Origin of the sequence: Bradyrhizobium sp. BRP22 (assembly GCF_020194175.1) — a bacterium.
GTDB lineage: Bacteria > Pseudomonadota > Alphaproteobacteria > Rhizobiales > Xanthobacteraceae > Bradyrhizobium.
This window is the reverse complement of sequence record NZ_JADYVX010000035.1, coordinates 1-25,764: the sequence shown is the minus strand read 5'-3', so window position 1 is coordinate 25,764 and position 25,764 is coordinate 1. Positions and strand designations below refer to the sequence as shown.

The 25,764-nt window shown below is 60.8% G+C and carries 22 protein-coding genes and 1 tRNA gene; 15 read left to right on the top strand and 8 right to left on the bottom strand.

Translation table 11 applies throughout. The features are described from left to right. The first annotated feature begins 292 nt into the window (after positions 1–292). A complete protein-coding gene (locus I6F35_RS31445) occupies positions 293–5,122 on the top strand; it encodes an NAD-glutamate dehydrogenase (protein WP_225121523.1) in 4,830 nt (1,609 codons plus the stop codon). A gap of 45 nt (positions 5,123–5,167) precedes the next feature. Here the strand turns inward: I6F35_RS31445 and I6F35_RS31440 are convergent, their stop codons facing one another. After that, positions 5,168–5,518, bottom strand: a complete 351-nt coding sequence (locus I6F35_RS31440; RefSeq protein ID WP_225121522.1) for a 2Fe-2S iron-sulfur cluster-binding protein — start codon at positions 5,516–5,518, stop codon at positions 5,168–5,170. Further along, positions 5,515–7,215, bottom strand: coding sequence for an FAD-dependent oxidoreductase (locus tag I6F35_RS31435; protein ID WP_225121521.1), 1,701 nt, complete (start codon positions 7,213–7,215; stop codon positions 5,515–5,517). Before I6F35_RS31435 ends, I6F35_RS31440 begins: the two co-directional genes overlap by 4 nt. Before the next feature lie 555 nt (positions 7,216–7,770). Between I6F35_RS31435 and I6F35_RS31430 the strand changes: the two genes are divergently transcribed. The 7 genes from I6F35_RS31430 to I6F35_RS31400 all read left to right on the top strand — a co-directional run bounded on the left by I6F35_RS31430 (position 7,771) and on the right by I6F35_RS31400 (position 15,843). After that, positions 7,771–8,418, top strand: a complete 648-nt coding sequence (locus I6F35_RS31430) for a hypothetical protein (protein WP_225121520.1) — start codon at positions 7,771–7,773, stop codon at positions 8,416–8,418. After that, positions 8,415–8,681, top strand: coding sequence for an HGGxSTG domain-containing protein (locus tag I6F35_RS31425; RefSeq protein WP_225121519.1), 267 nt, complete (start codon positions 8,415–8,417; stop codon positions 8,679–8,681). Before I6F35_RS31430 ends, I6F35_RS31425 begins: the two co-directional genes overlap by 4 nt. A 337-nt stretch (positions 8,682–9,018) precedes the next feature. Next, the gene (locus tag I6F35_RS31420; RefSeq protein WP_225121518.1) at positions 9,019–9,654 is read left to right on the top strand and encodes an NADAR family protein; all 636 of its coding nucleotides are present in this window, start codon (positions 9,019–9,021) and stop codon (positions 9,652–9,654) included. Between the two features lie 6 nt (positions 9,655–9,660). Beyond that, positions 9,661–11,598: an HAD hydrolase family protein gene (locus I6F35_RS31415; protein ID WP_225121517.1), complete on the top strand. Its 1,938-nt coding sequence runs from the start codon at positions 9,661–9,663 to the stop codon at positions 11,596–11,598. Beyond that, entirely contained in the window at positions 11,595–12,728 is a 1,134-nt protein-coding gene (locus tag I6F35_RS31410) for a hypothetical protein (RefSeq protein ID WP_225121516.1), read from the top strand. The genes I6F35_RS31415 and I6F35_RS31410 overlap by 4 nt, the downstream gene beginning before the upstream one ends. Beyond that, positions 12,728–14,650, top strand: coding sequence for a hypothetical protein (locus I6F35_RS31405; protein WP_225121515.1), 1,923 nt, complete (start codon positions 12,728–12,730; stop codon positions 14,648–14,650). Before I6F35_RS31410 ends, I6F35_RS31405 begins: the two co-directional genes overlap by 1 nt. Continuing rightward, a complete protein-coding gene (locus I6F35_RS31400; RefSeq protein ID WP_225121514.1) occupies positions 14,647–15,843 on the top strand; it encodes a hypothetical protein in 1,197 nt (398 codons plus the stop codon). The genes I6F35_RS31405 and I6F35_RS31400 overlap by 4 nt, the downstream gene beginning before the upstream one ends. A 139-nt stretch (positions 15,844–15,982) precedes the next feature. Here I6F35_RS31400 and I6F35_RS31395 read toward each other — a convergent pair. Both I6F35_RS31395 and I6F35_RS31390 read right to left on the bottom strand, forming a co-directional pair. Beyond that, a tRNA-Glu gene (locus I6F35_RS31395) sits at positions 15,983–16,057 on the bottom strand. Between the two features lie 53 nt (positions 16,058–16,110). Next, positions 16,111–16,446 (bottom strand): hypothetical protein, encoded by a 336-nt coding sequence (locus I6F35_RS31390; protein WP_225121513.1) that lies wholly within the window; start codon positions 16,444–16,446, stop codon positions 16,111–16,113. Positions 16,447–16,599: 153 nt separating this feature from the next. Between I6F35_RS31390 and I6F35_RS31385 the strand changes: the two genes are divergently transcribed. Continuing rightward, the gene (locus tag I6F35_RS31385) at positions 16,600–17,604 is read left to right on the top strand and encodes an RluA family pseudouridine synthase (protein ID WP_225121558.1); all 1,005 of its coding nucleotides are present in this window, start codon (positions 16,600–16,602) and stop codon (positions 17,602–17,604) included. Between the two features lie 192 nt (positions 17,605–17,796). Next, positions 17,797–18,693 carry an RNA polymerase sigma factor RpoH gene (rpoH, locus tag I6F35_RS31380; protein WP_225121512.1) on the top strand — a complete coding sequence of 299 codons (897 nt, stop codon included), beginning with the start codon at positions 17,797–17,799 and terminating at the stop codon, positions 18,691–18,693. 69 nt (positions 18,694–18,762) lie between these two features. Here the strand turns inward: rpoH and I6F35_RS31375 are convergent, their stop codons facing one another. The 3 genes from I6F35_RS31375 to I6F35_RS31365 all read right to left on the bottom strand — a co-directional run bounded on the left by I6F35_RS31375 (position 18,763) and on the right by I6F35_RS31365 (position 21,622). Beyond that, positions 18,763–19,386, bottom strand: coding sequence for a peptidoglycan recognition family protein (locus I6F35_RS31375; RefSeq protein WP_225121511.1), 624 nt, complete (start codon positions 19,384–19,386; stop codon positions 18,763–18,765). A gap of 22 nt (positions 19,387–19,408) precedes the next feature. Beyond that, positions 19,409–20,626: a GGDEF domain-containing protein gene (locus tag I6F35_RS31370; protein ID WP_225121510.1), complete on the bottom strand. Its 1,218-nt coding sequence runs from the start codon at positions 20,624–20,626 to the stop codon at positions 19,409–19,411. 606 nt (positions 20,627–21,232) lie between these two features. Continuing rightward, a complete protein-coding gene (locus I6F35_RS31365; RefSeq protein WP_225121509.1) occupies positions 21,233–21,622 on the bottom strand; it encodes a response regulator in 390 nt (129 codons plus the stop codon). 124 nt (positions 21,623–21,746) lie between these two features. On the opposite strand from I6F35_RS31365, the gene I6F35_RS31360 reads away from it, so the two are divergent. Further along, entirely contained in the window at positions 21,747–22,601 is an 855-nt protein-coding gene (locus I6F35_RS31360) for an SDR family NAD(P)-dependent oxidoreductase (protein ID WP_225121508.1), read from the top strand. Between the two features lie 29 nt (positions 22,602–22,630). Here I6F35_RS31360 and I6F35_RS31355 read toward each other — a convergent pair whose 3' ends face one another. Next, positions 22,631–23,437, bottom strand: a complete 807-nt coding sequence (locus I6F35_RS31355) for a lytic murein transglycosylase (protein ID WP_225121507.1) — start codon at positions 23,435–23,437, stop codon at positions 22,631–22,633. Positions 23,438–23,673: 236 nt separating this feature from the next. Here I6F35_RS31355 and I6F35_RS31350 point away from each other — a divergent pair, with 236 nt between their 5' ends. The 4 genes from I6F35_RS31350 to I6F35_RS31335 all read left to right on the top strand — a co-directional run bounded on the left by I6F35_RS31350 (position 23,674) and on the right by I6F35_RS31335 (position 25,642). Next, positions 23,674–24,030, top strand: coding sequence for a DUF6152 family protein (locus tag I6F35_RS31350; protein WP_225121506.1), 357 nt, complete (start codon positions 23,674–23,676; stop codon positions 24,028–24,030). Positions 24,031–24,036: 6 nt separating this feature from the next. Further along, complete coding sequence (locus I6F35_RS31345) at positions 24,037–24,525, top strand: hypothetical protein (RefSeq protein WP_225121505.1); 489 nt, start codon at positions 24,037–24,039, stop codon at positions 24,523–24,525. Positions 24,526–24,539: 14 nt separating this feature from the next. Further along, complete coding sequence (locus I6F35_RS31340) at positions 24,540–25,112, top strand: histidine phosphatase family protein (RefSeq protein WP_225121557.1); 573 nt, start codon at positions 24,540–24,542, stop codon at positions 25,110–25,112. A gap of 167 nt (positions 25,113–25,279) precedes the next feature. Beyond that, positions 25,280–25,642, top strand: coding sequence for a hypothetical protein (locus I6F35_RS31335; protein WP_225121556.1), 363 nt, complete (start codon positions 25,280–25,282; stop codon positions 25,640–25,642). Positions 25,643–25,764 lie beyond the last annotated feature (122 nt).

Here is a 25,764-nt window from a genome sequence, read left to right as displayed (position 1 = left end):
ATCGAGGACTGTTCCGCGTTGGCTTGCGTCGGCGCAGTCGTCTGTTGGGTTGCCGCTGCGGTGTTGGAAGCCGCTGTCGATCGCCGTTTTACGCTGCACTGCAAAGCGCCGCGCGATGATGACGTCTCACCCCTTTGCTCGCGCCAAGATGATATAACATCGGACAGCAAGAGCTACCGAAGTTCTGCGACCAAGGGGCTACACAAGCAACTGCGGTCAAGACAATAGCGCTCGAAGAGATGCACTCCGACATCAAGCCGGCGATCGTGACTGCGGTCGACCGACGCGGCAAATGGAGGACATTATGGCGTGGCGTGACGACAAGGCCCGAGCAACCCTGATCCGCGAGGCCGGTGGGAGCGTGCAGCCGGGCAGCACGCCCCGGACCTTTGCCGAGCTTCTGTTTGGCCACTGCAACGTCGAGGACCTCGCCAGCTACGATGCCGTGTCCCTGGCCTTTCTGGCAGAACAAGCCTGGGAACATGTGCAGCGGCGGACCGCTGGTAGCGCCGACATCCGCGTCATCAATCCGATGATGCCGGACGGGCGCGAGATATCCGTGCTCGAAGTTCTCAACGACAACATGCCCTTCCTGTTCGATTCCACCATGGCGGAGCTCGCCGAGCAGGGCATCGAGGTCACGCTGGTCGCCCACCCGATCATTGCCGTCGAGCGGGACGAGCAAGGCAAGCTGCTGCGTTTCTTCGGCGAGACGCTCCCCGAGGGGGTGAAGGGCGAGCGCGAAAGCCTGATTCATCTCCATATCGCGCGTCTGGATGCCGATGCCGACCGACGGAAGCTGATCGACGGCCTCTCCGAGACGCTGAAAGACGTGCGCGCCTGCGTCAGCGACTGGCGAGCCATGCGCGCCCGCGTGGAACAGGCGATCAAGACCTTCAGCTCCAATCCGCCGCCGATGCCGATCGACGAGGTCGCCGAGGCCACCCAGTTCCTGCAATGGCTGTGCGCCGACAACTTCACCTTTCTCGGTCTGCGCGAATATCGTTTCGTGCCGAACAGCGGTGCGTCGGACGATATCACGACCGGCGAAGGCCTCGGCATCCTGCGCGATCCCGATGTGAAGGTCCTGCGTCGCGGCACCGAAATGGTGGTGATGACGCCGGAGATCCGCGAGTTCATGCGGGAGCCCACCCTGCTCATCGTCATCAAGGCCAATGTGAGCAGCCGCGTTCATCGCCGCGTCCGGATGGACTATGTGGGTATCAAACTCTATGCGCCCGACGGCCGGCTCGAGGGCGAATTGCGCCTCGTCGGCCTGTTCACCTCGGGCGCTTATACGCGCTCGGTTCGGCAGATCCCCTATGTTCGCCACAAGGTGGCGCAGGTGCTCGAGCGCGCTGGCTTCGAGCCGGACAGCCATTCGGGCAAGGCGCTCTTGCATATCCTTGAAGAATATCCGCGCGACGAGCTCCTCCAGATCGACGTCGGGACCGTCTACAATTTCGTCATGGAAATCCTGACGCTCTTTGAACGCCCCCGCGTGCGGGCGCTCGCACGGGTCGACAAATTCGACCGCTTCGTCTCCATCCTCGTGTTTATTCCGCGTGACAAATATGACACCGACGTGCGCACGCGCGTCGCAGCATTCCTGGCGCAGCTTTACAAGGGGCAAGTGGCGGCCTCCTACGCAGCCTTTCCGGAGGGATCGCTCGCCCGCGTCCACTACATTATCGCGCGCTATGAAGGCGGCACGCCTGTCATCGAGCGCGCCACGCTCGAAGCCGGGATCAGTGCCATCGCCGCAACATGGGCTGACAAGCTGAGAGCCGCGCTTGCGACCACCACCGACGGCATGCGGGCGCGCCTGATCGCCAACCGTTACGCTCGAGCCTTTACCGGCGGCTACACCGAAGTCTTCGACACCGCACAGGCGATAGCCGATATCGCCACCATCGAAAAGCTCACTGCCGCGCGTTCCGTGGCGCTTTCGGTCCACCGCATTGGTGGCGATGATCCGACGCGTTTCGGCCTCAAGGTGTTTTCGCTCGGCGAGCCCTTGTCGCTGTCCTATCGGGTGCCGGTGATCGAGCACCACGGCTTGCGCGTCGTCAACGAGCGCACCTATGAGATCAGGCCCAGCGCCACACCGGCACCTGCGCCGGTCTGGCTGCACGACATGACGATCGAGGCCAATGACGGCAAGCCGATCGTTATCACCGCGGAATTCTCCCGTCGCCTCGAAGCCTCGATTATGGCTGTCGTGGGCGATCGCGCCGAATCCGATGGATATAACGCGCTGATCCTGCGCACGAGCCTGAGCTGGCGCGAAGTTTCGGCCATCCGCGCCCTCTCCCGCTACCAGCATCAGATCCGCGCGCCGTTCAGCCAGGACTACATGTCGGAGACTCTGCGCAAGAACACCGCGATCACCACCAGCATCGTCGCTCTGTTCCAGGCCCGCTTCGATCCGCGCCTCGCCGCCACCGAAACCGAGCGTTCGACGCGTGAGACGGCGCTCCTTGCCGAGATCGAGGAGCAGCTCAAATCCGTCGCCTCATTGGATGAAGACCGCATTCTGCGCCGTTTCACCAATCTGGTGCAGGCCGCCATCCGCACCAATCTGTGGCAGATCGGTCCGGACGGGCATCCGCGGCCGGTGATCTCCTTCAAGTTCGACGCGCGCAAGATTGAGGAACTGCCTGCACCTCGGCCGCTCTACGAGATTTTCGTCTATTCGCCGCGCGTCGAAGGCATTCATCTGCGCTTTGGCAAGGTCGCGCGCGGCGGCCTGCGCTGGTCCGACCGGCCGCAGGATTTCCGCACCGAGATCCTCGGCCTGGTCAAGGCGCAACAGGTCAAGAACGCCGTCATCGTGCCTGTCGGCGCCAAGGGCGGCTTCGTACCCAAACGCCTGCCGCCGCCCTCCAATCGCGAGGCCTGGATGACGGAAGGCACCGAAGCCTATCGCATCTTCGTTCGCTCGCTGCTTGAACTCACCGACAATCTCGACGGCGACACCATCGTGCCGCCAGAGGACACCGTGCGGCACGATGGCGACGACCCCTATCTCGTTGTCGCCGCCGACAAGGGCACCGCGACCTTTTCCGACGTCGCCAACGCGATCTCGGTGGAGAAGGCACATTGGCTTGGCGATGCTTTCGCCTCCGGCGGCAGCCAGGGCTATGACCACAAGAAAATGGGCATCACTGCCCGCGGCGCCTGGGAAGCCGTCAAGCGCCATTTCCGCGAACTCGGCACCGATATCCAGGTCACGCCATTCACCGCTGTCGGCGTGGGCGACATGTCCGGCGACGTCTTCGGCAATGGCATGCTGCTCTCGCCGGCGACGAGACTTGTTGCGGCTTTCGATCATCGCGATATTTTCATCGACCCCTCGCCTGATCCGGCGGTCAGCCGGGCCGAGCGCCAACGCCTGTTCGACTTGCCGCGGTCGAGTTGGCAGGACTACGACAAGTCAAAGATCTCGCAGGGTGGCGGGGTATTCTCGCGTTCGCTCAAGGCGATTCCGCTGGCGCCGGAAGTGCGGGCCTTGCTCGATCTCGACAAACCGCAGGCTACCCCCTTCGAGGTGATGACGGCGATCCTCAAGGCGCGTGCCGACCTGCTCTGGTTTGGCGGCATCGGCACCTATATCCGCGCGTCCTGGGAAAGCGACGATCAGGCCGGCGACCGCGCCAACGATCCGATCCGTGTCACGGGCGCAGATATCCGCGCGCGGGTGATCGGCGAAGGGGCCAATCTCGGCGTCACGCAGCGTGGCCGCATCGAAGCCGCGCAGAAAGGCGTCAAGCTCAACACCGACGCCATCGACAATTCGGCCGGGGTCAACACCTCCGACGTCGAGGTCAATATCAAGATTGCACTGGCACGCCCCGAACGCGAAGGGCGCCTCACTTCGAACGACCGCAACAGCCTGCTTGCCGCGATGACCGACGAGGTCGGCGCCCTGGTGCTGCGCAACAATTATCTGCAGACGCTGGCGCTCTCATTGGCCGAACGCAAGGGCCTGGCCGAGACCGGCTTCCTTGCCCGCCTGATGCAATCGCTCGAGCAGCGCGGGCTGCTGAGCCGCGCGGTGGAATTCCTGCCAGACGATGCGGCGATCGCCGAGCGGGCGCGGCGCGGCCAGTCGCTGACCCGGCCAGAACTTGCGGTGCTGCTGGCCTATGCCAAGCTGACACTTTACGACGATCTGCTCGTCAGCAGCGTGCCTGATGATCCATATCTCGCGCGCGAATTGTCCCAGTACTTCCCGCGCGAGGTTCAGGACAAATTCCCCGCCGCGGTGAAACACCATCGCCTTCGGCGGGAGATCATCGCAACCAATCTCGCCAACGCCGTCGTCAATCGCGGCGGCCCGGCCTGTGTCGTGCGCCTGATCGACGAGACGGATGCTGACGTATCGACCATTGTCATGGCCTTCGTGGCCGTGGAGGAGTCCTACGGCCTGAAGCGGCTGAATGATGCTATCGACGGACTCGACGCCCGCATCAACGGGCAAGTGCAGCTTGGCCTCTACGCGGCGATTCAAGATCTGCTGATCTCCCGCATGGTCTGGTTTGTGCGCAATGTTGATTTCAAGCCAGGTCTGGACTCCGTGATTGCGCGCTTCGGCCCGAACATCGGCGAAGTCGCCGCCGGACTCGACAAGACCCTGCCGGAGGACTTGCAGACCGGGCGCCGCAAGCGGCGGCAGGAGCTGATCGATGCCGCCGTCCCGGCCGATCTCGCAAGCGCGCTCGCCGATCTCGACGCCCTGGTCTCGGCACCGGATATCGTAACCGTCGCGGAGCGCACCAATCGGACCATCGGCGATGCCGCCACGACCTTCTTCGCCGCCGAGGCCAATTTCCGCCTCGATCGCCTCATCGCCGCCGCACGCAGCGTATCGGCAAACGACAATTACGAACGGCTCGCCATCGATCGCGCCGTCGACCAGATCGCCGCCGCCGAAAGAAGACTGGCTGCGGATATGCTGGCGACAGGCCAATGCGGCCAGCAAGCCGCGGGCGACTGGCTCGCGGCTCACCCCGAAGCGATGCGCATCCGCCGCTCGGTCGAGGAGATTGCGGCCGGCGGCCTGACGCTCGCCAAGCTGATAGTGGCCGCGAACATGCTGGGGGACATGGTGAAGAGCTGAGTCGGCTCGTTCAGGATGAGCGATTTGCGAACAGACTCGCGTCAGCTATCCAGCACCGTTGTTGGTGGCTCGATCGAGGCGTTCATCAGGAGGCGCGATTTCGGTGACAAGATCCCGAAGCAGCGCCTTCTTTGGCAGCGGCGACAGAGTGGTGACTCCCTCCTTGAGGCGGACGGTACACGCATAGTCCACTGCGCCGTCGATCAGCATCATGCATTCCTTGCAGGCGTTGGCGTTGATGCAGGAAAAACGGAAAGCCAGCGAGGGGTCCTGATCGCGGCGGACCAGACGCAAGCCATCCAGCACCGACTGGCCGGGTTCGAACTCGACCTCGAAGCTGTCCACGCGCGACGCCTGCCCCGGTCCGCCGCGTTGAATGGCAAGTACCGCCCTCATGCGGCAACCCTCCTGCTCAATGCCTTGATGTTGAGCTTCGCGCCCGCAAGCTCCACGATCTGGTGGATACCCCAACCGTCGTCGAGGCCGGGATAATCCTCGCGCTGATGCGCTCCGCGGCTTTCCGTTCTGGCGAGCGCCGGCAATGCGACAGCCTGGGCGACCAGCAGCATGTTTCGTAGATCGAGCCAATCGACCAGCACCGGATCGACACCGCCTGGCGATGATGCGATCGGATCGCTACCGAGCTCATTCCCGATCGCGGCAAGGCTTTCGATCGCTGACCGAAGCTTGCCATCGGTGCGGAACGGCCCGACCTTGTCGGACATCACGGACTGCACCGACGCAATGACCGCGGCCGTGTTCGGTGTATCGCGGCGCGTCGCACGGCGCAGAAGATCCATCGTCGGTCCGACGGCATCCGGCGACCACACGATCGATTGCTTCGATGCATGCAACGCTGCGTGATGGCCTGCCCGCGCCCCGAACACAAAAGCCTCGGTAATCGCATTTCCTGACAGCCGGTTGGCGCCGTTGGCGCCTCCGATTGCCTCGCCGCAGGCAAAAAGGCCCGCGACCCGTGTTTCGAGCGTCTCACCGACGCGGATTCCGCCCATGTGATAGTGCGCGATCGGCGCCACCTCGACCGGCTGGCGCGCAAGATCGATCCCGTTGGCCGCGAGCCGATCGACGACGGGGCCGAAGGCACGGCGGATCTCATCCGGCGGCACGTGCTGGAAGCTTAGATAGGCGCCTCCCGCCGGACTGCCCCGTCCCGCCTCGACTTCCTTGGAGATCGCATAGGTGGCGAGATCGCGTGTCAGCACATAGCGGCCGTCGCTGCGGATATCGCGGCTTGCATAACTCTCTTCGAACTCACGCATCTCCGAGTTCAAGAGCTTGCCGCCGAGCTTGTAGCGGAACGGGTCCCACATGATCGGGTCCATACCGACAAGGCGCGGCGCGAGATGGCCGATGGGGAAGAACTGGACAAATTCCATGTCGATCAGTTCCGCACCGGCGCGCAGCGCGAGCGCATACCCGTCGCCGCCCATGTTGGAGGAGGCGCTGTTGCGGCGATAGAGCCGCGTCAATCCTCCCGTCGCTATGATGACAGCTTTCGCCGCGATCGTGACAATGCGCCCTGTCGAGATGTGCAGCGCCGTCGCGCCGCAGGCTGCACCATCATGGACGGCAATATCGACGATCAAGAGATCACCGATCCGGCGGATGCCGCTCGCGTCGTTCAGCCGCGTCCGCAGGGTTCGCGATACGGCAGGTCCCGTCGACAGGAAGTCCACATAGACACAGCGCGGCCTGTCATGCCCCGGTGCTTGAACCTGCCTGATGTGGCCATCCTCGCGCGCCCATCCGACCTTCCAGGCGTCCATTTCCCTGATCCGGCGAGGGCCGTCCTCGCACAGGATCGCGGCAAGCCGTTCATCGCAAAGGTCGCGGCCGGCAGCAATGGTGTCGGCCAGATGATGTTCCCAATGATCCGGCGTCTGCTCGCCGAGCGCGGCCGCCACGGTCATCTGCGCCATGACGGTCGCGCCGCCGCGGCCAATCAGGCTGCGCTCCGCCAGTATGACGTCGGCGCCTGCACGGGCGGCTTCGAGCGCGGCATACATCCCCGCCCCACCCGCTCCGACGACAAGGACATCGGTCTTGAGATGCGTCGTCGCGGTCTCCGGCAACATGACCTCCTTACGCCGTCATCAGCGGCAAGCAAATGCGGGCAGACTGGCCGCCGCATCGGGCCTTGATAGGATCGAAGTCGCGGGAATGGCAATGCAATTCGAATGAGGCTCTTGCCAAATTTCTGGTCGGACTGCACTCCAATACGGCAGGCGCCACGCAACGCGATACCCGCGACCATGCATATCGCACCGTGCCTTTGCCGGCATGACCGCGGGCGACGCTGGCGCCGCTTCGAAGGTGCGCGCTGCCCAAAAATATCGAAAACAACCCCATGCAAAGTAGCAGGCGGCCGGCGGCATGAATGCTTCGACAAGGCAACTTGACACGTCGGGCAAATCAGGGGCATTCCTTCATCATCCCGCAATCCTGTAAACGCCCGTCGGTCCGCAACAGCGGGCTGCTTCGGTGCGATTGCGGCTCAGAATCCTCACCCACCATTGAAATTGCACCGGCTCACCGCGGCGACCGATCGCCTGCGCGTGCCCGAACCGCGCGCTTTCGGCGCGCGTGCGAAGGGAATTAAGGACATGACCAGCGCTCCGGACCTCACCATGCCGACGGCGATCGCCGCAACCGACGGGGCCAAGGGGGCCAAGGCGGCCGCGGCCCCGCGGATAAGGCTCTCGTCGCACGGCTTCTCCATCGACCATCCTGACCAGGAGCTCGGCGAACAGCTCATGGCGAACGCGCTCGGGGTCGCCGATCGCGAAGCGATGGATGGCATCCTCCGGCAATTGGTCAGGGCCAGCGTGAGCGGCGGGAGCCCCGACGAGGTCAACCTCTCCTTCATGATTTCGATGGTGAAGAGCATTCGCCCAAGGGATTCCGTCGAGGCCATGCTGGTGGCGCAGATGGTTTCGGTTCATGTGATGGCGATGCGATGTGCCCATCACCTCGCCAGTGCCGACGACCTCGCCCAGCACGACAGCGCCGCGCGCGCATTGGGCAGGCTCGCCCGCACCTTTCCCGCCCAGATCGAGGCGCTCAACCGCTACCGGAGCCATGGCGAGCCCGCCATCACCGTGCAGAACGTGTCGGTGGGCGACGGCGGCAACGCCATTGTCGGCAACGTCACGCAGCACGCGCGCGTGATCGTTTCCGACAAGAACCCGACATCCGCGGCGCGGAAGGCGCCGAAAACCGCTGGCTCCCAGCGACGGCGCGATTCCGCTGACGCCAAGCGGGACGCACAGCCATGAGCGATCACATCAGAAATACCGGCCCGATGCTGGCGAGCCCACGGTGTGGCGCCAAAACCCGCACCAGTGGCGCGTGCCGCTCGCCGGCGGTGCACGGCAAAAAGCGCTGCCGCATGCACGGCGGTGCACCGGGCTCCGGTGCGCCAAAGGCAAACCAGAACGCGCGCAAGCACGGCCTGTTCACCAGGGATGCGATCGCCGAGCGAAGGCGGATTCGGGCGCTGTTGGGTGAAGTGCGGAAGCTGCTGGAGAAGATGAAGTGATTTGGGTTGCAATCGGCCCACTTCGGCCGCGTGCGCCGCCCTAAGGTCTCTTACTTACCTACCTGTCTCTCGCCCTCTTCGGTGGAGTGGGATTCAATTTGGAAATCTTCGTGCCACCCAGGCGAATCACCACGACTCAAGTAACCCGATTGATATTGCTTACTTTTTTTCCGGTCAAGCTGAGTACGTGTAGCACATTTGCTCCCCCCCGTCGAGCATTCACTGATCACGTATCCAGCCAGGCTTCGCGGCGGTTACCCAGCCGACAGAATCGCCTAGTGGTATTAGGGAAACTAGCTCTGGCATCGCCAAACGTTGGAGTTTTACGGGGACTGCAATGGTGCAAAAGGTCAGAAAGAAAAATCACGCGACGGGTGTTCCGTCGGTCACAACTGACGAGATCAGATTTTATCGAGCCAACGAGAAGCCGTATGGCCCTTTTAGTAATTTATACAAGTGCGAGGTTAAATTTGAGGGCAAAACATACCCGACAGCTGAACATGCTTATCAGGCGGGCAAGGCGGTCAAACCCGCGGTACGCGACTGGATTCTTTCCGCCCCCACACCGGCATTAGCCGCTATGGCGGCTCACGGCTTGTATACTTGGGACGTGGTGCCCGACTGGGCCACCATCAAGTTTGACCGCATGCGGAAGGTTCTGAAAGCAAAGTTCTCTCAGCACGCGAACCTTGCGAAGCTCCTTATAGAGACTGGTGACAAACGTCTGGTGGAAGTCGGCACCGTCAACAACGCCGTCAATCGGCTATGGGGCGAGGTGGACGGCTCCGGCCAAAATATGCTCGGCGTTATGCTGATGGAATTGCGCAAAGAGCTAATCGACGGAAAGGTTTTGCCCGCCCCGGCTGCAATGGAAGAAACAACACCCAAGGTTATCAAGCGGTCAAAGAAAAAGGCCAAAGCAAAAAAGAGCGCAGCGAAATCCACTCGGGTAAAAAGCAGAAGTCGAAAGTAGAAGTAGATGACGCCCTACGAACAAGAACTGTCGAAGATAGGGGAAACAGTTGGGACAGCAACGACCACAGACATCAAGAAGCTCAAAATAGCGATAGCTGCGGCGAGCGAAGCTAGCATCATAGCTGTCGGCTCCGGGGGTTCATTTACGGTAGCCTCTCTTCTTTGCAGCTTACATGAAGCGTTTACAGGGCGCGTCTCGCGGGCAGTGACACCGCTTGAACTGATTTGCAATCCCACCTTGGCATCAACCAGTCCGATCTTCATTGTTTCTGCTGAAGGAAAGAATCCCGACATACTGGAAGCTCTCCACAGGGCCCGGCAACATAGCTCCCGAACGGTTCACGTCATTACGAACCGCCAGCAGAGCCCGTTGATGGAGCAGGTAAAAGAACTGAACGATGTCACTCCCCATGTTTTCGAGTTGAAGGAAAAAGACGGCTATCTTGCAACAAACAGTCTTGTATTCGATGCGACACTAATCGCCCGAACATACGGCGAACTGGATAGACAAGGCGTATCGATAGATTGTCGCGTGGATCAAATCGCTTTTGGAGAGCTTTCTCTCGAAGATTGGCTTCAATCCTCTGCCTTGTTTATTGACGAAACTGCCAAACGCGGAAGCCTCATAATAGTCTTCTCGCCGAATCTCCGCCCTATAGTGGAGGATCTGGAATCCAAGCTATCAGAGGCTGCGCTATTATTTTGTCAACTCGCTGACTTTCGATCATTCGCACATGGACGCCATCTCTGGCTCACCGAGCGCTCGAACGATAGCTCCCTGCTGGTGCTAACTGAACCAGCAGTTGAAAAGCTTTGGACCGATATGAGTCCTCAAATTCCACTGGAAGTGCCTACATTCTGTATGCCGCTATCAGGAGCGAAGCCTAAGGACCTAATTTCGGGCCTCATCGCGGGGATGCATCTAGTTTCAGAACTTGCAAACGCAGCAAAACGCAACATCGCGAAACCCACCGTCTCCCCGTTAGGGAGAAGTTTATATTACGCTAACCTTCAGAGTCTCATACCACCTCCGCTTGAGGATACCCTTCGCGGCGAAATTTCTAAATACGAAGTTTTGGGTGCGCACTGGCCGTCATCGAGAAACAGCGGGAAGATAAGGCGGGCGCTAGAAGACACCGAATTGGCCTTCGAGACACAAAAATTCCGCTCCATTGTTTTTGACTATGACGGAACTCTCTGCAATTCAAACGACAATGATCGCCCACCCTCGCCTCAAATCGTTGATCACCTAATCCGGCTCCTTGAGCGGAACGTCGTGGTCGGAATCGCGTCAGGCCGAGGCGGCTCAATGGCTGATAATCTGACAAAAGTTTTCGACCAGTCACATTGGCCGAAAATTCGACTCGGACTCTACAACGGCGGATGGGTTGGCAAGCTTGGAGAAAGACCTCCAGAAGCCGAGCGATTGAGTGAATTTCTGATCCACGCAAAACGAATAGTCACCAACCTGCAATCATACGGCGTGCCCATCGCAATAATAAAGGCGACCGCACCATTTCAACTCAGCATCCGATTTGAAGCAGGCGTCAGCACAGAAAGTATGTGGTTCGTAATAGTTGATGCATTCAAGCAAGCCGGATTGGAGACCAGCACAATCGTGCGAAGCAAACACTCTATCGACGTGCTTTCGCGAGGAGTGAGCAAGTCCCATCTTGTTGCACAGATTGTGCGCGACGAGCAAATTGATCCTTATGAAATCGTGACTATGGGCGATCTCGGTGCGTGGCCGGGCAATGATGCCTCGCTCCTCCAACACAAGTTTTCGCTGAGCGTCGATCTTCCGTCCCGGAGGCTGGATCGCGGATGGAAACTGGCGCCACGCCATAGGCGCGATGTTGATGCCACTTTATGGTACCTCGAACGACTAAAGCTTGATGAAGATGGCACGTTCTCGTTTGCCCTAGCTGGGGGTCCACTGTGAAAGATGACAACGCCGCTCAACTGCTCGCTACGGTCATGGGATGGAAAGAACCGGACATTGTCCAGGCGCACGTGCCCAGCCTTCAACTTTTGGCGGACTATAAATACGATCAGTACCAGCGATACGGGCCCGGTAAGCGCTTTGTAGAAAGCTTGGCGCTTTGGCTGGTGCAGTTCGATGAGAAAGATCGAGCTAAGGCCCTATCATTGGTTCAAGACAAACTAATCTTCATATCTGAATCAGAGATCTCACATCTGGTAACGTTGGCGTACCCTGACGTGATAGTTCAAGAGCGCCTTCGTCTCGTGGCTGAAGAAAATGACATCGCGCCGTATCGAGTCGGCCAATTAGTAAAGCATCCCCGCTTTGAAGAATTGCGGTTGAAATCACTATATCTTGGCCTGAGTGATGGAGCTCATACGAACGATCTCCGACGCGCTAGCTACGGAGCTATAAGTAACGAACAAATCTGGCAAGCTTATGAGTTGGGCGAGGCGAAAGCGGACGACATGCTGCGGGAATTGCGAACGTCGCTCGCAACTTCGGGGCGAATCGCCAATCTGCCAGGCGACCTTAAAATGAAGGAGAATGAGAGGTTCAGCCTTGTTTGGCTCGTTGATGATTTTTCTGGAAGCGGGAACACATATATACGCTTTGATAGTAAGGAAAAGCGATTCAAGGGAAAGATCAGAAAAATATACGACATGGTCCTTGATGGTGGTCTGGTAGACCCGGATTATTATGAAGTTTATCTCTTGCTTTACGTCGCGACCCGGCAAGCAATTGATCACATCGAATATTGGGCGGAACGCTTTACGTCTGAGCGCGGGCTTAAACCTTTACGTCTTCATGTGCTGCACCCGATAGAAAAAGACGCAGCCTTGTCTCAAGCTCAAGATTTTGAAATTATGAGCATGCTTGAAACACCCCGATATTATGACAGCCAAGCGTCTGACCGCCACATTGCTATCGGAGGAACTACTGATGCCCGATTTGGTTTTGCTAACTGCTCGCTACCGCTAGTGCTGTCGCACAATACGCCCAATAACTCAGTCTACGTTCTTTGGGGGCCCGAGGAATTCAACTTCTTCGGACTGTTTCCTCGCGTTAGCCGTCATAGAGAGAGCTGATGGCTTATCGCGCTAATCCATTTCTCGAAAGAATGTCAGAGCGCACAACGTCTGACCAAGAATTTGTGCAACTTTTCGCGCCGAAGATACTAGAGAAGCTAAACGAGGATTGCTTCGAGGGCGCCGTGCATGTTTTCCACAGCCCACCCGGCGGTGGTAAAACCACGATTCTACGGGCGTTCACTCCAAATGCTCTTCGTGCCTTCTGGCATGCACGGCATGTACAAGCTGATACTTACCGACAGCTAGTAGATCGCGGCGTGATCGATGACCATCTTGGACCACAAGTTCTGTCCGTTCTTCTGTCGTGCGCGGCGGGTTATGCGGACTTACCCCCGGGCGCGTCAGCGGTAAATGAAGGATTGTTCCGCGCACTGCTCGACTGCCGTATCGTTCTAAGGACGTTGCGTAGCGTCGCTGACCTCATCGGCGGCCCCGCACAGACCGTCTTGCAATCCCTTCGCCTTGAATACGAGGCCACCTTGGAGGGCCTCACCTCAATTCCTGCTAAAGAAACAGCGGTTGAGATGTTGAGTTGGGCGGAGACCCGAGAGCGACAGATATATAGTCAGCTAGACAACATCTCCCCTGCACCCGATGCAAAATCACCTACCGATGTGAGATTTGAATCACTGCTTTGGCTCCAAGCAGTTCGGTTCGTTTACGAGGGAAAAACAGTCGCACCGAAGCGGCTATTGATGATCGATGACATTCATCGACTTAGAAAGACTCAACGAACGCTCCTGATTGACGAGATTGTCACCTTACGTCCAACGATTCCGGTTTGGCTGGCGGGTCGAAGCATAGCATTCGCAGACGACTTTCTCTCCCAAGGAGTGAGAGAGGGGCGGGACATACGGGAGTATGCGCTCGAAGACCTATGGGGGGCCGGCCGCAATAGCCAGTTCGTCCTTTTTGCTCAGAACATTTTGGATCGCCGCTTCAAGTTACAACAAGCAGTACCCGGGAATTCCTTCAATCAATATCTGGCCGAGAACCTGACACCTAAGGAACTTGAATCCGCCTATCAGGAAGCTCGCAAAAAGTTTAGGGCGGACACACAATCTCTTCGCAAGAACATCCGCTACTCGGAATGGATGAGCGCTGTCGAAACTACACCAGATGTTCTTGATCTAAACGCATTGGTCGATCTCTACACTACTCGCATACTTATCGAGCGAGATAGATCGAGCCGCCAGCTTTCGCTTCAACTTACCCCGCTCTCAACGGAAGAGCTTGAAGATCGCGACAGCTCTTCAACGAGAGGCGCAGCTGAAATATTTCTAAATTACGAATTGAAGGTTCCTTACTATTTCGGGACAGAGCGAGTCTGCACCATGGCGACCAACAACGTTGAGGAGCTACTTGCGCTTGCAGCCGCTCTCTATGATGGTATGAAGGCTAAGCAAATTTTGCGTAGGCAAGCAGACCCGCATCTCCTTCCGGGTGAGCAAGAGAAGCGAGTCAGAGAGGTTGCTACTCGCAGATTGGAATTCATACCCCGTAGCCATTCTGAAGGAACACGAGCGCAAAGACTCTTAGAAGCTATTGGCACGTTTTGCAAAGAACGAACGTTTCAGTTGAACGCGCCGTATGCTCCCGGGGTTACAGGTGTTCGTCTATCAACTTCTGAAATTGCGAAACTTCAACGTGTCTCGAAGCCCGCCCAATCTGTTTTCTCATCTTTAAAGAGAGTTTTGGCTGAATGCGCAGCGGAAAACCTTCTTGTAACACGAGAAAGTAGTGCAAGCACTTCGCGTGAAAGCGGAAAAGTTTTCTATCTAAATCGCACGCTGTGCGCTCATTTTGGCCTGCCACTTCAATACGGCGGGTGGCAGGATGTTTCAGTTCAGGCTCTCGGCGAATGGATGGAAAGTGGCCTACAGCCTAGCCGTGCTCTGGGCCTCGAGGTCTCCCAATGATCTGGGAAAGTTATGTTTTCCGTAGAGGAGTCGAAGTTGAAGAGCTTTGGGATCAACTCTTCACGGACAGAAAAAAGAGCGGAAAACCTCTTCGGCTGCTCTATGTCACCGGGCGAGGTTTTGACGTTAGAGCCAACGCCGTGCTCGCAAAGTATGTCGAGCGGCTAACTGCGTCAGGTTGCCCTGTTGAAAAGGCAGAATTACTGCTTGTCGGATTCTCAGGCTATAATCTTTCGACGGAACTTCACGCCCAAACATCGAAGAATGAAGCAGAGTTGAAAGCTGTATTTGATGCGGTTGGTAGTTCTAAGGCCATAGTGATTGGCGCGACTGCTGAGGGCGAGGACGACATTAGCTCGACTGTTGCGCTTAGGCGCGGCGCAGATGAGGTTCTCCGCAATATCTCCGACCAAACCGACATCGTATTGGATGTGAGCTCACTTCCTCGCGTGGCCTATTTGACAATCTTGCTAGCGTTACTGGCAAAAGTACTCCCAGAAGGAAAAAACGGCGACGGACTGCATGCAAAGGGATTGTCCCTTCAGGTTCTTGTTGCGGAGGATGCCGCGCTAGACAGCAAAATTAGTTCGGAAGACCCGGCGAACGATTTAACTTTGATACCCGGATTTTCCGAGGCGCTGCAATCTGAAGCGCAAACAGACGAACCGCTAGTGTGGTTTCCTGTGCTTGGCGAGAATAGACTAGCGCAAATCGTGAAACTTGAGTCATCTATACCGGAGTGGGCAGAAATCTGTCCGGTACTGCCGCACCCATCGCGAAATCCTCGAAGGGGAGACAAGCTCTTAGTTGAATACGAGAGCATACTCTTCGCTAAACGAGATACCCCGTTGAGTAACATTCTTTATGCTAACGAGTCGCATCCCTTCGAGGCATATCGTCAACTGTTCGCAGCCATGATGCGCTACCGAAAAACCATGAGCGTGATTGGTGGTTGCCGCATGGTAGTTACGCCTTTGGCCAGCAAGCTAATTACAGTTGGCACCGCTCTCGCTTGTTTCGAGATGAAAGTTGAATCCGCGCAGCATCGGTCGAGCGTAGCTATTCCGTACGCTGAACCAAAAAGATACGAGGCTTCAGTTCAAAACATGCTTGAATCTCGACCCGTTATCTCTGCGCTTGTCCTCACAGGAGACGCATATCTAGATTCCTCGCCGCCAGCGCCGCTATTGTAAGCAGGAGTCGGCGGCGCTGCATGTAGCTCAAAGCCGCCATTGTGGACCATCTTTTGTGGGCTACGATTGTGTAGCAAGGTGGCCTCTCTAAGCTCATGATTCTTAGAGTTTTGGGCTTTTCAACGGCTTAGGTGACGTCTGGCGCTCCCTAGGGGAATCGAACCCCTGTTTCAGCCTTGAGAGGGCCGCGTCCTAACCGCTAGACGAAGGGAGCGTTGCGGCTTCAGGCAATAACCTCGAAAGCCGAAAACTGCAAGCGGGCCCGGTTCAGGGCTCGCTGACGAAGCGCAGTTTTCCTGCGGGTTTCAGCGTTTTCGCGTCGAAGGTGCGGATTTCGGTCGTCCCGCCTATATCGAGGGTCACCACCAGGCGGTCGCCGGCAACGCCGGTGGAGACGATGCGGGCGCCCTTCGGCAGGGCCGCCGTGACGTCGGTCGCGGCGACGGGGCTTCCATCCCCGCGGTAAAAACGATAGCCGATGGCGATGAGGACCACGGCGACTGCCAGCGCCGAGGTCAGGCCCGCGATCAGCATCATCCGCCGCACCCGCGCGAGCAGGGCGGCCTGCTCCTGGGTCGGTTCAGGGAAAGTCGTTTCGCTCATGCGCGGCTCTTTAAACATGATCGGCGGAAGTGGAAACCGGTTTTGCCGAAGAAAGTAACCGCGAACGAAGAGGAACAGGCCCTGCCGGCCCTTGGCGTTCCCTTTGCCGTTCCCCCTGGCGTCCCCCTTGGCGTCTCCCGCGGCGCGCAGCGGCTGGCCGTCGTCGTCCAGGGCGATGAGGGATCGGCCCGGCTCGACCGTGTCCTCGCCCAGCGCGTGCCGGAATTGTCACGGTCGCGGCTGAAGGCGCTGATCCTCGCCGGTTCCGTCGCGGTGAAGGGCGCTCCAGTCCGCGACCCCGCTTTTCACGTCGGCAAGGGCGACGCGGTCGAAATCGAGGTTCCGGAAGCGGCCCCGCCGGAGCCGAAGGGCGAGGATATCGCGCTCGATATCGTCCATGAGGACGACGACCTCATCGTCATCGACAAGCCGGCCGGCCTCGTGGTGCACCCCGCCGCCGGGCATGAGAGCGGCACGCTGGTCAACGCCCTGATCGCCCATTGCGGCGCCAGCCTTTCCGGCATCGGCGGCGTGCGGCGTCCGGGCATCGTCCATCGGCTGGACAAGGACACCACCGGGTTGATGGTGGTTGCGAAGAACGATCACGCCCACCAGTCGCTGACCGCGCAATTCGCCGACCATGGCCGCACCGGGGAGATGGAGCGCGGCTATATGGCCTTCATCTGGGGGGTGCCGAACCGGCAGCGCGGCACCATCGATGCGCCGATCGATCGTCATCCGCATGCGCGCGAGAAGATGGCGGTGCGCGACGGCGGCCGCGAGGCGGTCACCCATTGGGAGCTCAGGGAGGTGTTTCAGGGACGCGACGGCAAGCCGGTGGCCTCCCTGCTCGCTTGCCGGCTCGAGACCGGACGGACCCACCAGATCCGGGTGCACCTTGCCCATATCGGCCATCCGCTGCTGGGTGATTCGCTCTACGGCCCGCACTTCAAGACCAAGGCAAGCCAGCTCGGCCCGGAGGCGCAGGCCGCGCTGACTGCTCTCGGCCGCCAGGCGCTCCACGCTTACCTTCTTACCATCGAGCATCCCCGGACCGGGGAAATTTTGCATTGGGAAGCGCCTCTACCGGAGGATTTGCTTCTCCTGAAACGCAGCCTGGAAGGTGGCGCTATGACGCACCCCTTGAAAAACCGATGATATGACAATAGGTTATACCAGCCACACGGGGACGTGACGTCAGCAATCCTTCCCTATCACGACCCATTGGGTGTATTGTTGCACCTGCGTTGAATATCCAACGCGGAACATCGCAAGCCGGCCGGCTTTAACACAGCGGCCGCCTGCCAGGCCCGCCGCTATCGGGGGCCTGAACCACTGGAGGGCGCAAGTATGGCCCGTACAGCCTCGTTACCGGTTCTCAATGGAGAATCCGGTCTTTCTAGATACCTCGCCGAGATCCGTCGGTTCCCGATGCTGGAACCGCAGGAGGAATATATGCTCGCGAAACGTTGGCGCGAGCACGACGATCGCGACGCGGCACATAAACTCGTCACCAGCCATCTCAGGCTCGTGGCCAAGATCGCCATGGGCTATCGCGGCTACGGCTTGCCGATATCCGAAGTCGTTTCGGAAGGCAATGTCGGCCTGATGCAGGCGGTGAAACGGTTCGAGCCCGACAAGGGCTTCCGTCTCGCCACCTACGCAATGTGGTGGATCAAGGCGTCGATACAAGAGTACATCCTGCGTTCCTGGTCGCTCGTGAAAATGGGCACCACCGCGAACCAGAAGAAGCTGTTCTTCAACCTGCGCAAGGCGAAGAGCAAGATCTCCGCGCTGGACGAGGGTGATCTCCACCCCGACCAGGTGAAGCTGATTGCGAGCCGCCTCGGCGTGACGGATCAGGACGTGATCGACATGAACCGCCGTCTCGGCGGCGATGCGTCGCTCAACGCACCGATCCGCGACGACGGCGAAGCGGGCGAATGGCAGGACTGGCTGGTCGACACCGCGCCGAACGCGGAAGCCCTGATGGCGGAGAGCGAAGAGTTCGATCATCGCCGCCAGGCTTTGACCGGCGCCATCAACGTGCTCAACCCGCGCGAACGCCGCATCTTCGAGGCGCGGCGCCTCGCCGACGAGCCGATGACGCTGGAAGATCTCGCCGCCGAATTCGGCGTCTCGCGCGAACGCGTGCGGCAGATCGAGGTCCGCGCGTTCGAGAAGGTGCAGTCGGCCGTCAAGGGCACGATCGCCAAGCAGGAAGCGGCGCTCGAAGCCGCGCACTAGAAGTGGCGACAGCACAGCATGCAAAGCCGGCGGCAACGCCGGCTTTTTTTTGCGCCGATGACCCCTCGCCTACTCGCCCCACTCCCGCGCCATCGTCGCCAAAGCGCAGCCCTCGCAGTAGCGGGCGTCCTTGAAGTCGATCCAGTTATGGGCGTAGACGCGCTCGAGCGGGATGTTGTAGCGGGCGCGCAGCACCTTCACCAGGATCCGCCACGCCGCGACCTGCGCCTCCGTCGGCGCACGCGTCACATCGGGATAGTTGCCGGCGAATTCGACGCCGATCGAATTGCCGGCGACGACCTGGCGATAGGTCGGGCGGTTGTCGATATATTTATTGTCGTTGCGGTTGGCGCCGTCGCCATGGGTCGTCACCAGCTTCTCGTCCACCGCCCAATAGATCGTGCCGTCGGTCTCGACCCACACCATCACCCCGCGCCGGCTCGGGTTCTTCGATTGCGCCTGCGCGCCGCTGCGGGCCGAGCCTGCCGGGCCCTCGGTCTGGTGCACGATGATGTTGCGCCAGGGATGGGATCTTGCGACGTCGCCCCAGGGCGCGAGCCACACCACCCTGAGACCGGGGATTTCGGGTGTGCCCGAGGACCGCGCGATCGCCGCAAAGTCAGGCGTCTGCGCGAAGGCGGACGTGATGAGAGCTACGGTGCAAAGCGCGGCCGCAAACAGGCGAAGGTTCATGCATCAGCCCCGTGATGCGGCTTCACGCCGTCTTGCGCCTCACGATCCCGGGCATGTCGGGGATTTCGGGCACCAGCGGCGGGGCCGGCTCGGAGATCGCGTAGCCGTCGCGGCCGCGCTTCTTGGCTTCATAGAGCGCCTGGTCAGCAACGGCGATCAGCCTGTCGGGATAGGCGCCGATCTCACTGCTCCATTGCGCGACCCCGATCGACACCGCGATCGGGATCTCCTTGCCCGAGCATTCCGCCGCATCGACCCGGCAAACCTCCAGCACGCGTCGGGCGATCATCGCCCCCTCGCGCAGCGTGGACGACGGCAGCACGATGCAGAACTCGTCGCCGCCGCTGCGCGCCAGCATGTCGCCCGGCCGCAGCCGGGTCTGCGCCATCAGCGCGAAATGCTGCAGGCAGGCATCGCCCGCGGCATGGCCGTGGGTGTCGTTGATGCCCTTGAAGCCGTCGAGATCGATCACCAGCAGCGCGAACGGCTCGCCGCTGCCGACCGAGCGGGCGCATTCCTCGGTCAGGCGCTGCACCAGATGCCTGCGATTGCCGACGCCGGTGAGGTCATCCACCAGCGCGAGATCGGCGACCTCATTGCGCAGCCGGTCGATCGCCATCAGGAGCAGGCCGAAGTTCCAGGCCATCGACAGGAAGATCACGATCAGGATCAGCGCTGCCTGAAGCCCGTTGAAGTCGACGATCGAGAGATCGCCTCCGACCTGCAGCAGCGCGAAGACCGAGCGCGCTGCATAGCCGATGATGAGTAGGACGCAGCAGATGACGGCCAGCCCGGCACCGGCATTCTGGTCGTCGCGCCGCATCATCAGCAAGTGCAACGTGACCGCCGCAGGGACGATCTGCCCGAAGGAATAGATCGCGATCCGCATCGGCATGTCGTCGTGCACGAACTGGAAATAGGCGAGGCCAAGACAGGTCAGGCCGGTGCCGAGCGCGGCGGCGCCCCAGGAGACGGGCACATTGTAAAACCGCTGGACGCCCATCACGACGAACCAGCAGGCGAAGATCAGAAGCGCGTTGCAGCCGACCAGCAGCAGGCGGAAGTCGACCACGCCGCGCAGCATCGAAGCCGCGGCGCCCGCGGTTGCGGTAAACGCCGCGGCGGTCCAGAACCGCGCCGCCTCGAACTTCGGATAGCAGCGCAGCACATAGACCCAGACCAGGCCCAGCGCGACAAAGTTGGTGAGGGATACCGTCCACAGCGTCGGAACGCTCAGCACCGCAAATCCAGGATGTGCATCCTGCCCCTTCTCAAAGGTGAACGGACCGCCCGTGACGGCTCTCTTTCGCCGGCAACATGCCGTCGTCTGGCTTAACGGAATCTCAATTCGACCGCCCATTCGGCACTTTGGTTTTGAATCAATGAAGATCCAATTTGCGCGGCATTAACCTTGCCGGGTCGGCCATGCGATGCGGCGGAGGGCTGTGGACATGGCTGGTTCGGCGGAAAATCGCGCCAAAAATGCATAACAGTTGTGGATAACGCGATGACAGCGAGGTGACAGCCCGCGGCAGCGCGCCGCGAATCTGGTGAGCTTGTCACCTGAGGATGTTGCGAGGTTGGCCCTCCGCCAAGCATGCCTCGGTGTCGCGTTTCAATCCATTAAACCCTGAGAGGATACTATGGCTAAGAAAGCGAAGAAGGCGAAAAAGGCGAAGAAGGCCACCAAGAAGAAGAAGGCCAAGAAGTAGCTGTTTCAGCCCGGGCGGCGGCGCGCGCTCGCCCTGCCCGGGCGCTCAAATCCGGGGTTGTCAAACCGGCGGGCTTTCGGCCCGCCGTTTGATTTTGCGCTTGCCGGATCTGCGAGGCGCAATCGGATCACGCTCTACCGCGCGCCATCCCGCGCCATCACCATGCGCTCCGCCTCGCGGATCACATCGAGCGGCACCCAGGGCTTGGCCCAGAATTTCGCACCATCCGGCAGCTTCCGCCGCAGCGGCTTGCCGGAGGTGACGATGACGCCGAGCGCGGGGTTGCGGCGCTTGGCAATATGGGCGAGCTCGACGCCGTCCTTGTAGCCGGCGAGTTCGACATCGGTCATCATCAGATCGAGGTCCTCGCCGTCGCGCTGCAGAACCACCTCGGCGGCTTCGGCGCTGGCGCATTCGATCACGTCGAAATCACTCTCTTCCAGCAACAGCCCGATCATCTGCCGCTGCATCGGGTCGTCTTCCACGATCAGCGCTCTCGCGCGAAGCGGCCTTGCCTGTTCCATCGGGGCCTCCGTTCGTGAACTAAAGCAGGTTAAGACCTGCACCTCGAACTGGTTCATTTGCAATTCTGAAAAACTTGCGGAACCCTGTGCTACAAACAGTTCCTCGTCTTGGGAAACTGATCGCATGACGACAATCTCCGGAAGTGCGGTGGCGGTCACCGGCGCCGCCAGCGGCATCGGCCGGGCGCTCGCGCTCGAGCTCGCCGCACGAGGTGCAGATCTCGCGCTGGCCGACCGTGACGAGGCCGGCCTTGCCACGGTGGCCGCCGAGATCGGCAAGGCAGGCGCGCGAAAAGTCACCGTGCATCGCGTCGACATCGGCGTGGCCGGCGAGATCGCGGGCTTCGCGGAAGCGGCGATCGGCGCGCACCCTTCGCTGAACATCCTCATCAACAATGCCGGCGTCGCGCTGCTCGGCCAGTTCCACGAGATCGACCAGGCGCAGATGGAGTGGCTGTTCAACATCAACTTCTGGGGCGCGGTGCACGCGACGCGGGCCTTCCTGCCGCAGCTTGCGCAGCAACGCGAAGCGCATGTCGTCAACGTCTCCTCGATCTTCGGCATCGTCGCGCCGCCCGGCCAGACCGCCTATTGCGCCTCGAAGTTCGCGCTGCGCGGTTTCTCCGAGAGCCTGCGGCATGAGCTTGCGGCCGCCGGCAGCGCGGTGCGGCTGTCGGTGGTGCATCCCGGCGGCGTCGCCACCAACATCGTCCGCAATTCCCGCAGCGGCGTCGGCGTGTCCGACAATGCGCGCCGGGCGCGGCTGATCGAACGGTTCGATGCGGCGGCCAGGACGACGCCGACCGCCGCCGCGCGCACCATCATCGACGGCATCGAGAACAACAGGCCGCGCATCCTGATCGGCCGCGACGCGCGCTTGATGGATCTCCTGCAACGCTTCCTGCCGGCGACGTACTGGTCGGTGCTGCAGCGGCGGCTCGGAAGCGAGACGCCGCAGCCGGAGAAGTCCTCGCGATAATGCCGTATGGAACACGATCCGCGAAGCGGTCACCGGCCCATCAGTTGATCGGCGAAATAGCCGATGGTCTTGCGGTAGACCACGGCCCTGTTCCATTCGCGCATCGCTTCGAAATTGGCGCTGCCTTCCTCGTAGGATGCGCCCATCTTGAAGCCGTTGGTGTGCAACAGGTTCGCGGTGGAGGCGAGCACGTCGGGCACGCTGTGGCGCAGATCGACGTGGCCGTTGCCGTCGAAATCGACGCCGTATTTGATGTAGGACGACGGCAGGAATTGGGTCTGGCCGATCTCGCCGGCATAGGCGCCGATCATGTCGCTCAGGCGGAGGTCGCCGCGCTGCACGATCTGCAGCGCCGAGAGCAGTTCGTTCTGGAACAGCTCGGTGCGGCGGCAGTCATGCGCCAGCGTGGCGAGCACGCGGAACACCGGCAGCTTGCCCATGTCGCCCTTGCCGAAATCGCTCTCCAATCCCCAGATCGCGACCAGGATCTGCCGCGGCACGCCATACTTCTGTTCGATGCTCGCAAGCAGCGCCGCGTGGCGCTGCAGCATCGCGCGCCCGGTGTTGATCCGCCCGGGTCCGACGCGGGTTGCGACGTATTGCTCGAACGTCTTCCGAAACGTGCCGCGCTGGCGGCGGTCGAAGGCGAGCACGCCCGGGTCCTGCTGCACGCCATCGAGCGCCTGCGAGATCACGCTTTGCGAGATGCCGGATGCGGCCGCTTCCTGCGAGATATTGGCGATGAACGTACGGAAGTCGCCGCCGCAACGGGCAGCCCTGGCCGAGCCGGACGCGAACAGCGCGAGCAACAGGACGGCCAGAACAAGCCTCAGCATGTCGAATTTCCTTCAAGAAAAAGAGTGGTGGGCGGGAACGGCGATCATGCCCGCGAAACTCACATCCGTCAAAATGCCAACGGGACTATTTGCCGCGCGGCCTGCCGTGCGCGGTTGGCGTTTTCCCCGGCGGATTACAGCATCTGCGCGAGCCGCGCCGATTTGAGCGATCGCGCAAACCGCGTTATACGGGTGCGGCGCGGCTCGGTGTTGCCCTTCATTTGCGGAGGCAGCTTATGAGATCAATGACCCGTCGTTTCTTCCTGTCGCTGGCGGCTGCCCTCAGTCCGGCCGCGGCAATGGCCCATCACGGTTGGGGTGGCTACGACACCTCCAAGGCGTTCACCGTCACCGGCCAGATCCTGAAATCCGCATTCCAGAATCCGCACTGCGAGATCGAGATGGAGGTTGGCGGCAAGCACTGGCACTTCGTGCTGGCGCCGCCGTCACGCATGCAGCAGCGCGGGATCACGCCGGAGCTGATCGCGCCCGGCAAGACCTGCACCGTCTTCGGCTATCCCCACACCAGCAATCCGGACGAGGCGCGGATCGAATATATCGTTCTCGACGGCAAGCGCATCGAATTGCGGTAGGCCGGGGTGGAGCAGCATGCGGCCCCGCCGATCTTCCTGGCCTTGCAGGAGAGCGCACTGGGGCATCTGATGCGCAGCTCGCCCGCGCTCTATCCCGCGGTCGAGATCCTGCACATCCTCGGCTTCGTTATCCTGGTGGGATCGATCCTGGCGCTCGATGTGAGGCTGCTTGGCCTCGGACGCGCAATTCCGATCCAGCCGATGGCGCAATTGCTGCTGCCCTTGTCGCGCTTCGGGTTTGTGCTCGCGATCGTCATGGGATTCCTGCTGTTCAGCGCCGATGCGGCGCACGTGGTGCGCAATCCCGCGTTCCAGGCCAAGCTGCTCTTGATCGCGGTCGCGCTGGTCAATGTCGTGATCGCGCATGCCGGTCCGTGGCGGCAGGTTTCGCTGTGGCACGGCGAAGCCTCCGGCGGCGCAAAGATCACTGCGCTGTTGTCGCTGCTCCTGTGGGTCGGCGCTGTCTGCTCCGGGCGCCTGATCGCGTATTTTTAGGCGGGCTGTTGGCCGTGTCTCGCATGCGCTTCGTCATCATCACGTTTCTCCTTGCGGTCTGCACCGCGCCTGATGTCGCGAGCGCCGACCAGGCCGAGGCCTGGGCCGCGTTGCGCGAGGGCCGGCATGTGGCCCTGATGCGCCATGCCGACGCGCCCGGCGGCGCCGGCGACCCGCCGGGCTTCAGGATCGATGACTGCGCCACGCAGCGCAATCTCAGCAGCAAGGGCCGCGCGGACGCCGCAAGGATCGGCGCGCGGCTCAGGTCGGAGGGGATTGCGGTCGAGAAAATCCTCTCTTCGCCGTGGTGCCGCTGCATGGACACGGCAACGCTGCTGGCGCTGGGGCCGATCGAAGTCGAACCCACATTCGGCAATGTGGTGGTGCTCAGCGATCAAACCGCAGCTCTGACCGCCGGAGGACGCGCGATCATCGACAAATGGACCGGCAGCGGCATCCTGCTTGTGGTGACGCACGGCGCCAATATTCGGGCACTCACCGGCATTTCGCCGGCAAGCGGCGAGATCGTCGTGGTCCGAGGCGGAAGCGGCGGTGGCAAACCTGTCGGTCGCCTGACCTTCGATTGACGCATCTTGTATACACTTGGGACGCGATGGGCCGGACTTAGGAACGAAGCCGGAGCCATCGCGGTTATGCGTCAGAACTGGGCCTGGCTTTTCAATTCGCCCGTTTTGTCGAGCGAGCCACCGTCCCCGTCGCCCGGAAATTGCGATAGGCTTGCGTCATGAACGACATGCAGGAAGAGGCGTCCTCGCCGCGCCCGTCGCTCGTATTCGGAGCGCCGCTATTCCGGCTGCTCGCGATCAATCTCGCCATAGGCGCCTTCCTCGCGGTGCTGCTCGTCGGCGGCCTGCTGCTGCTCAATCCCGGCCGGCTGCGTGACCTGATCCTGGCCGATCACACGCCCGGCATCGCGCTCGGGCTGCTCTTGTTCGGCTTCGTCATCACGCTGGGCTCGAGCGCGATGGGCACGGCGATCATGGCGATGGGACAGCAGCAGACGGATGGCGGCCCGCGGCGCGGCCACGGCCAACTCGTGGCGCAGAAGGTTGCCGCCATGGCGCGAGCCGACGCGAAGGCGGCATCCGACGGCTAGAGGATGATCCGATCACGCTGAAGCTCCACCTCTCCCGGTTGGCTTGCGGGAGAGGTCGGCGCGTAGCGCCGGGTGAGGGCTCTCTCCACTCAAGGAATCCCAATGCGGAGACACCCCCACCC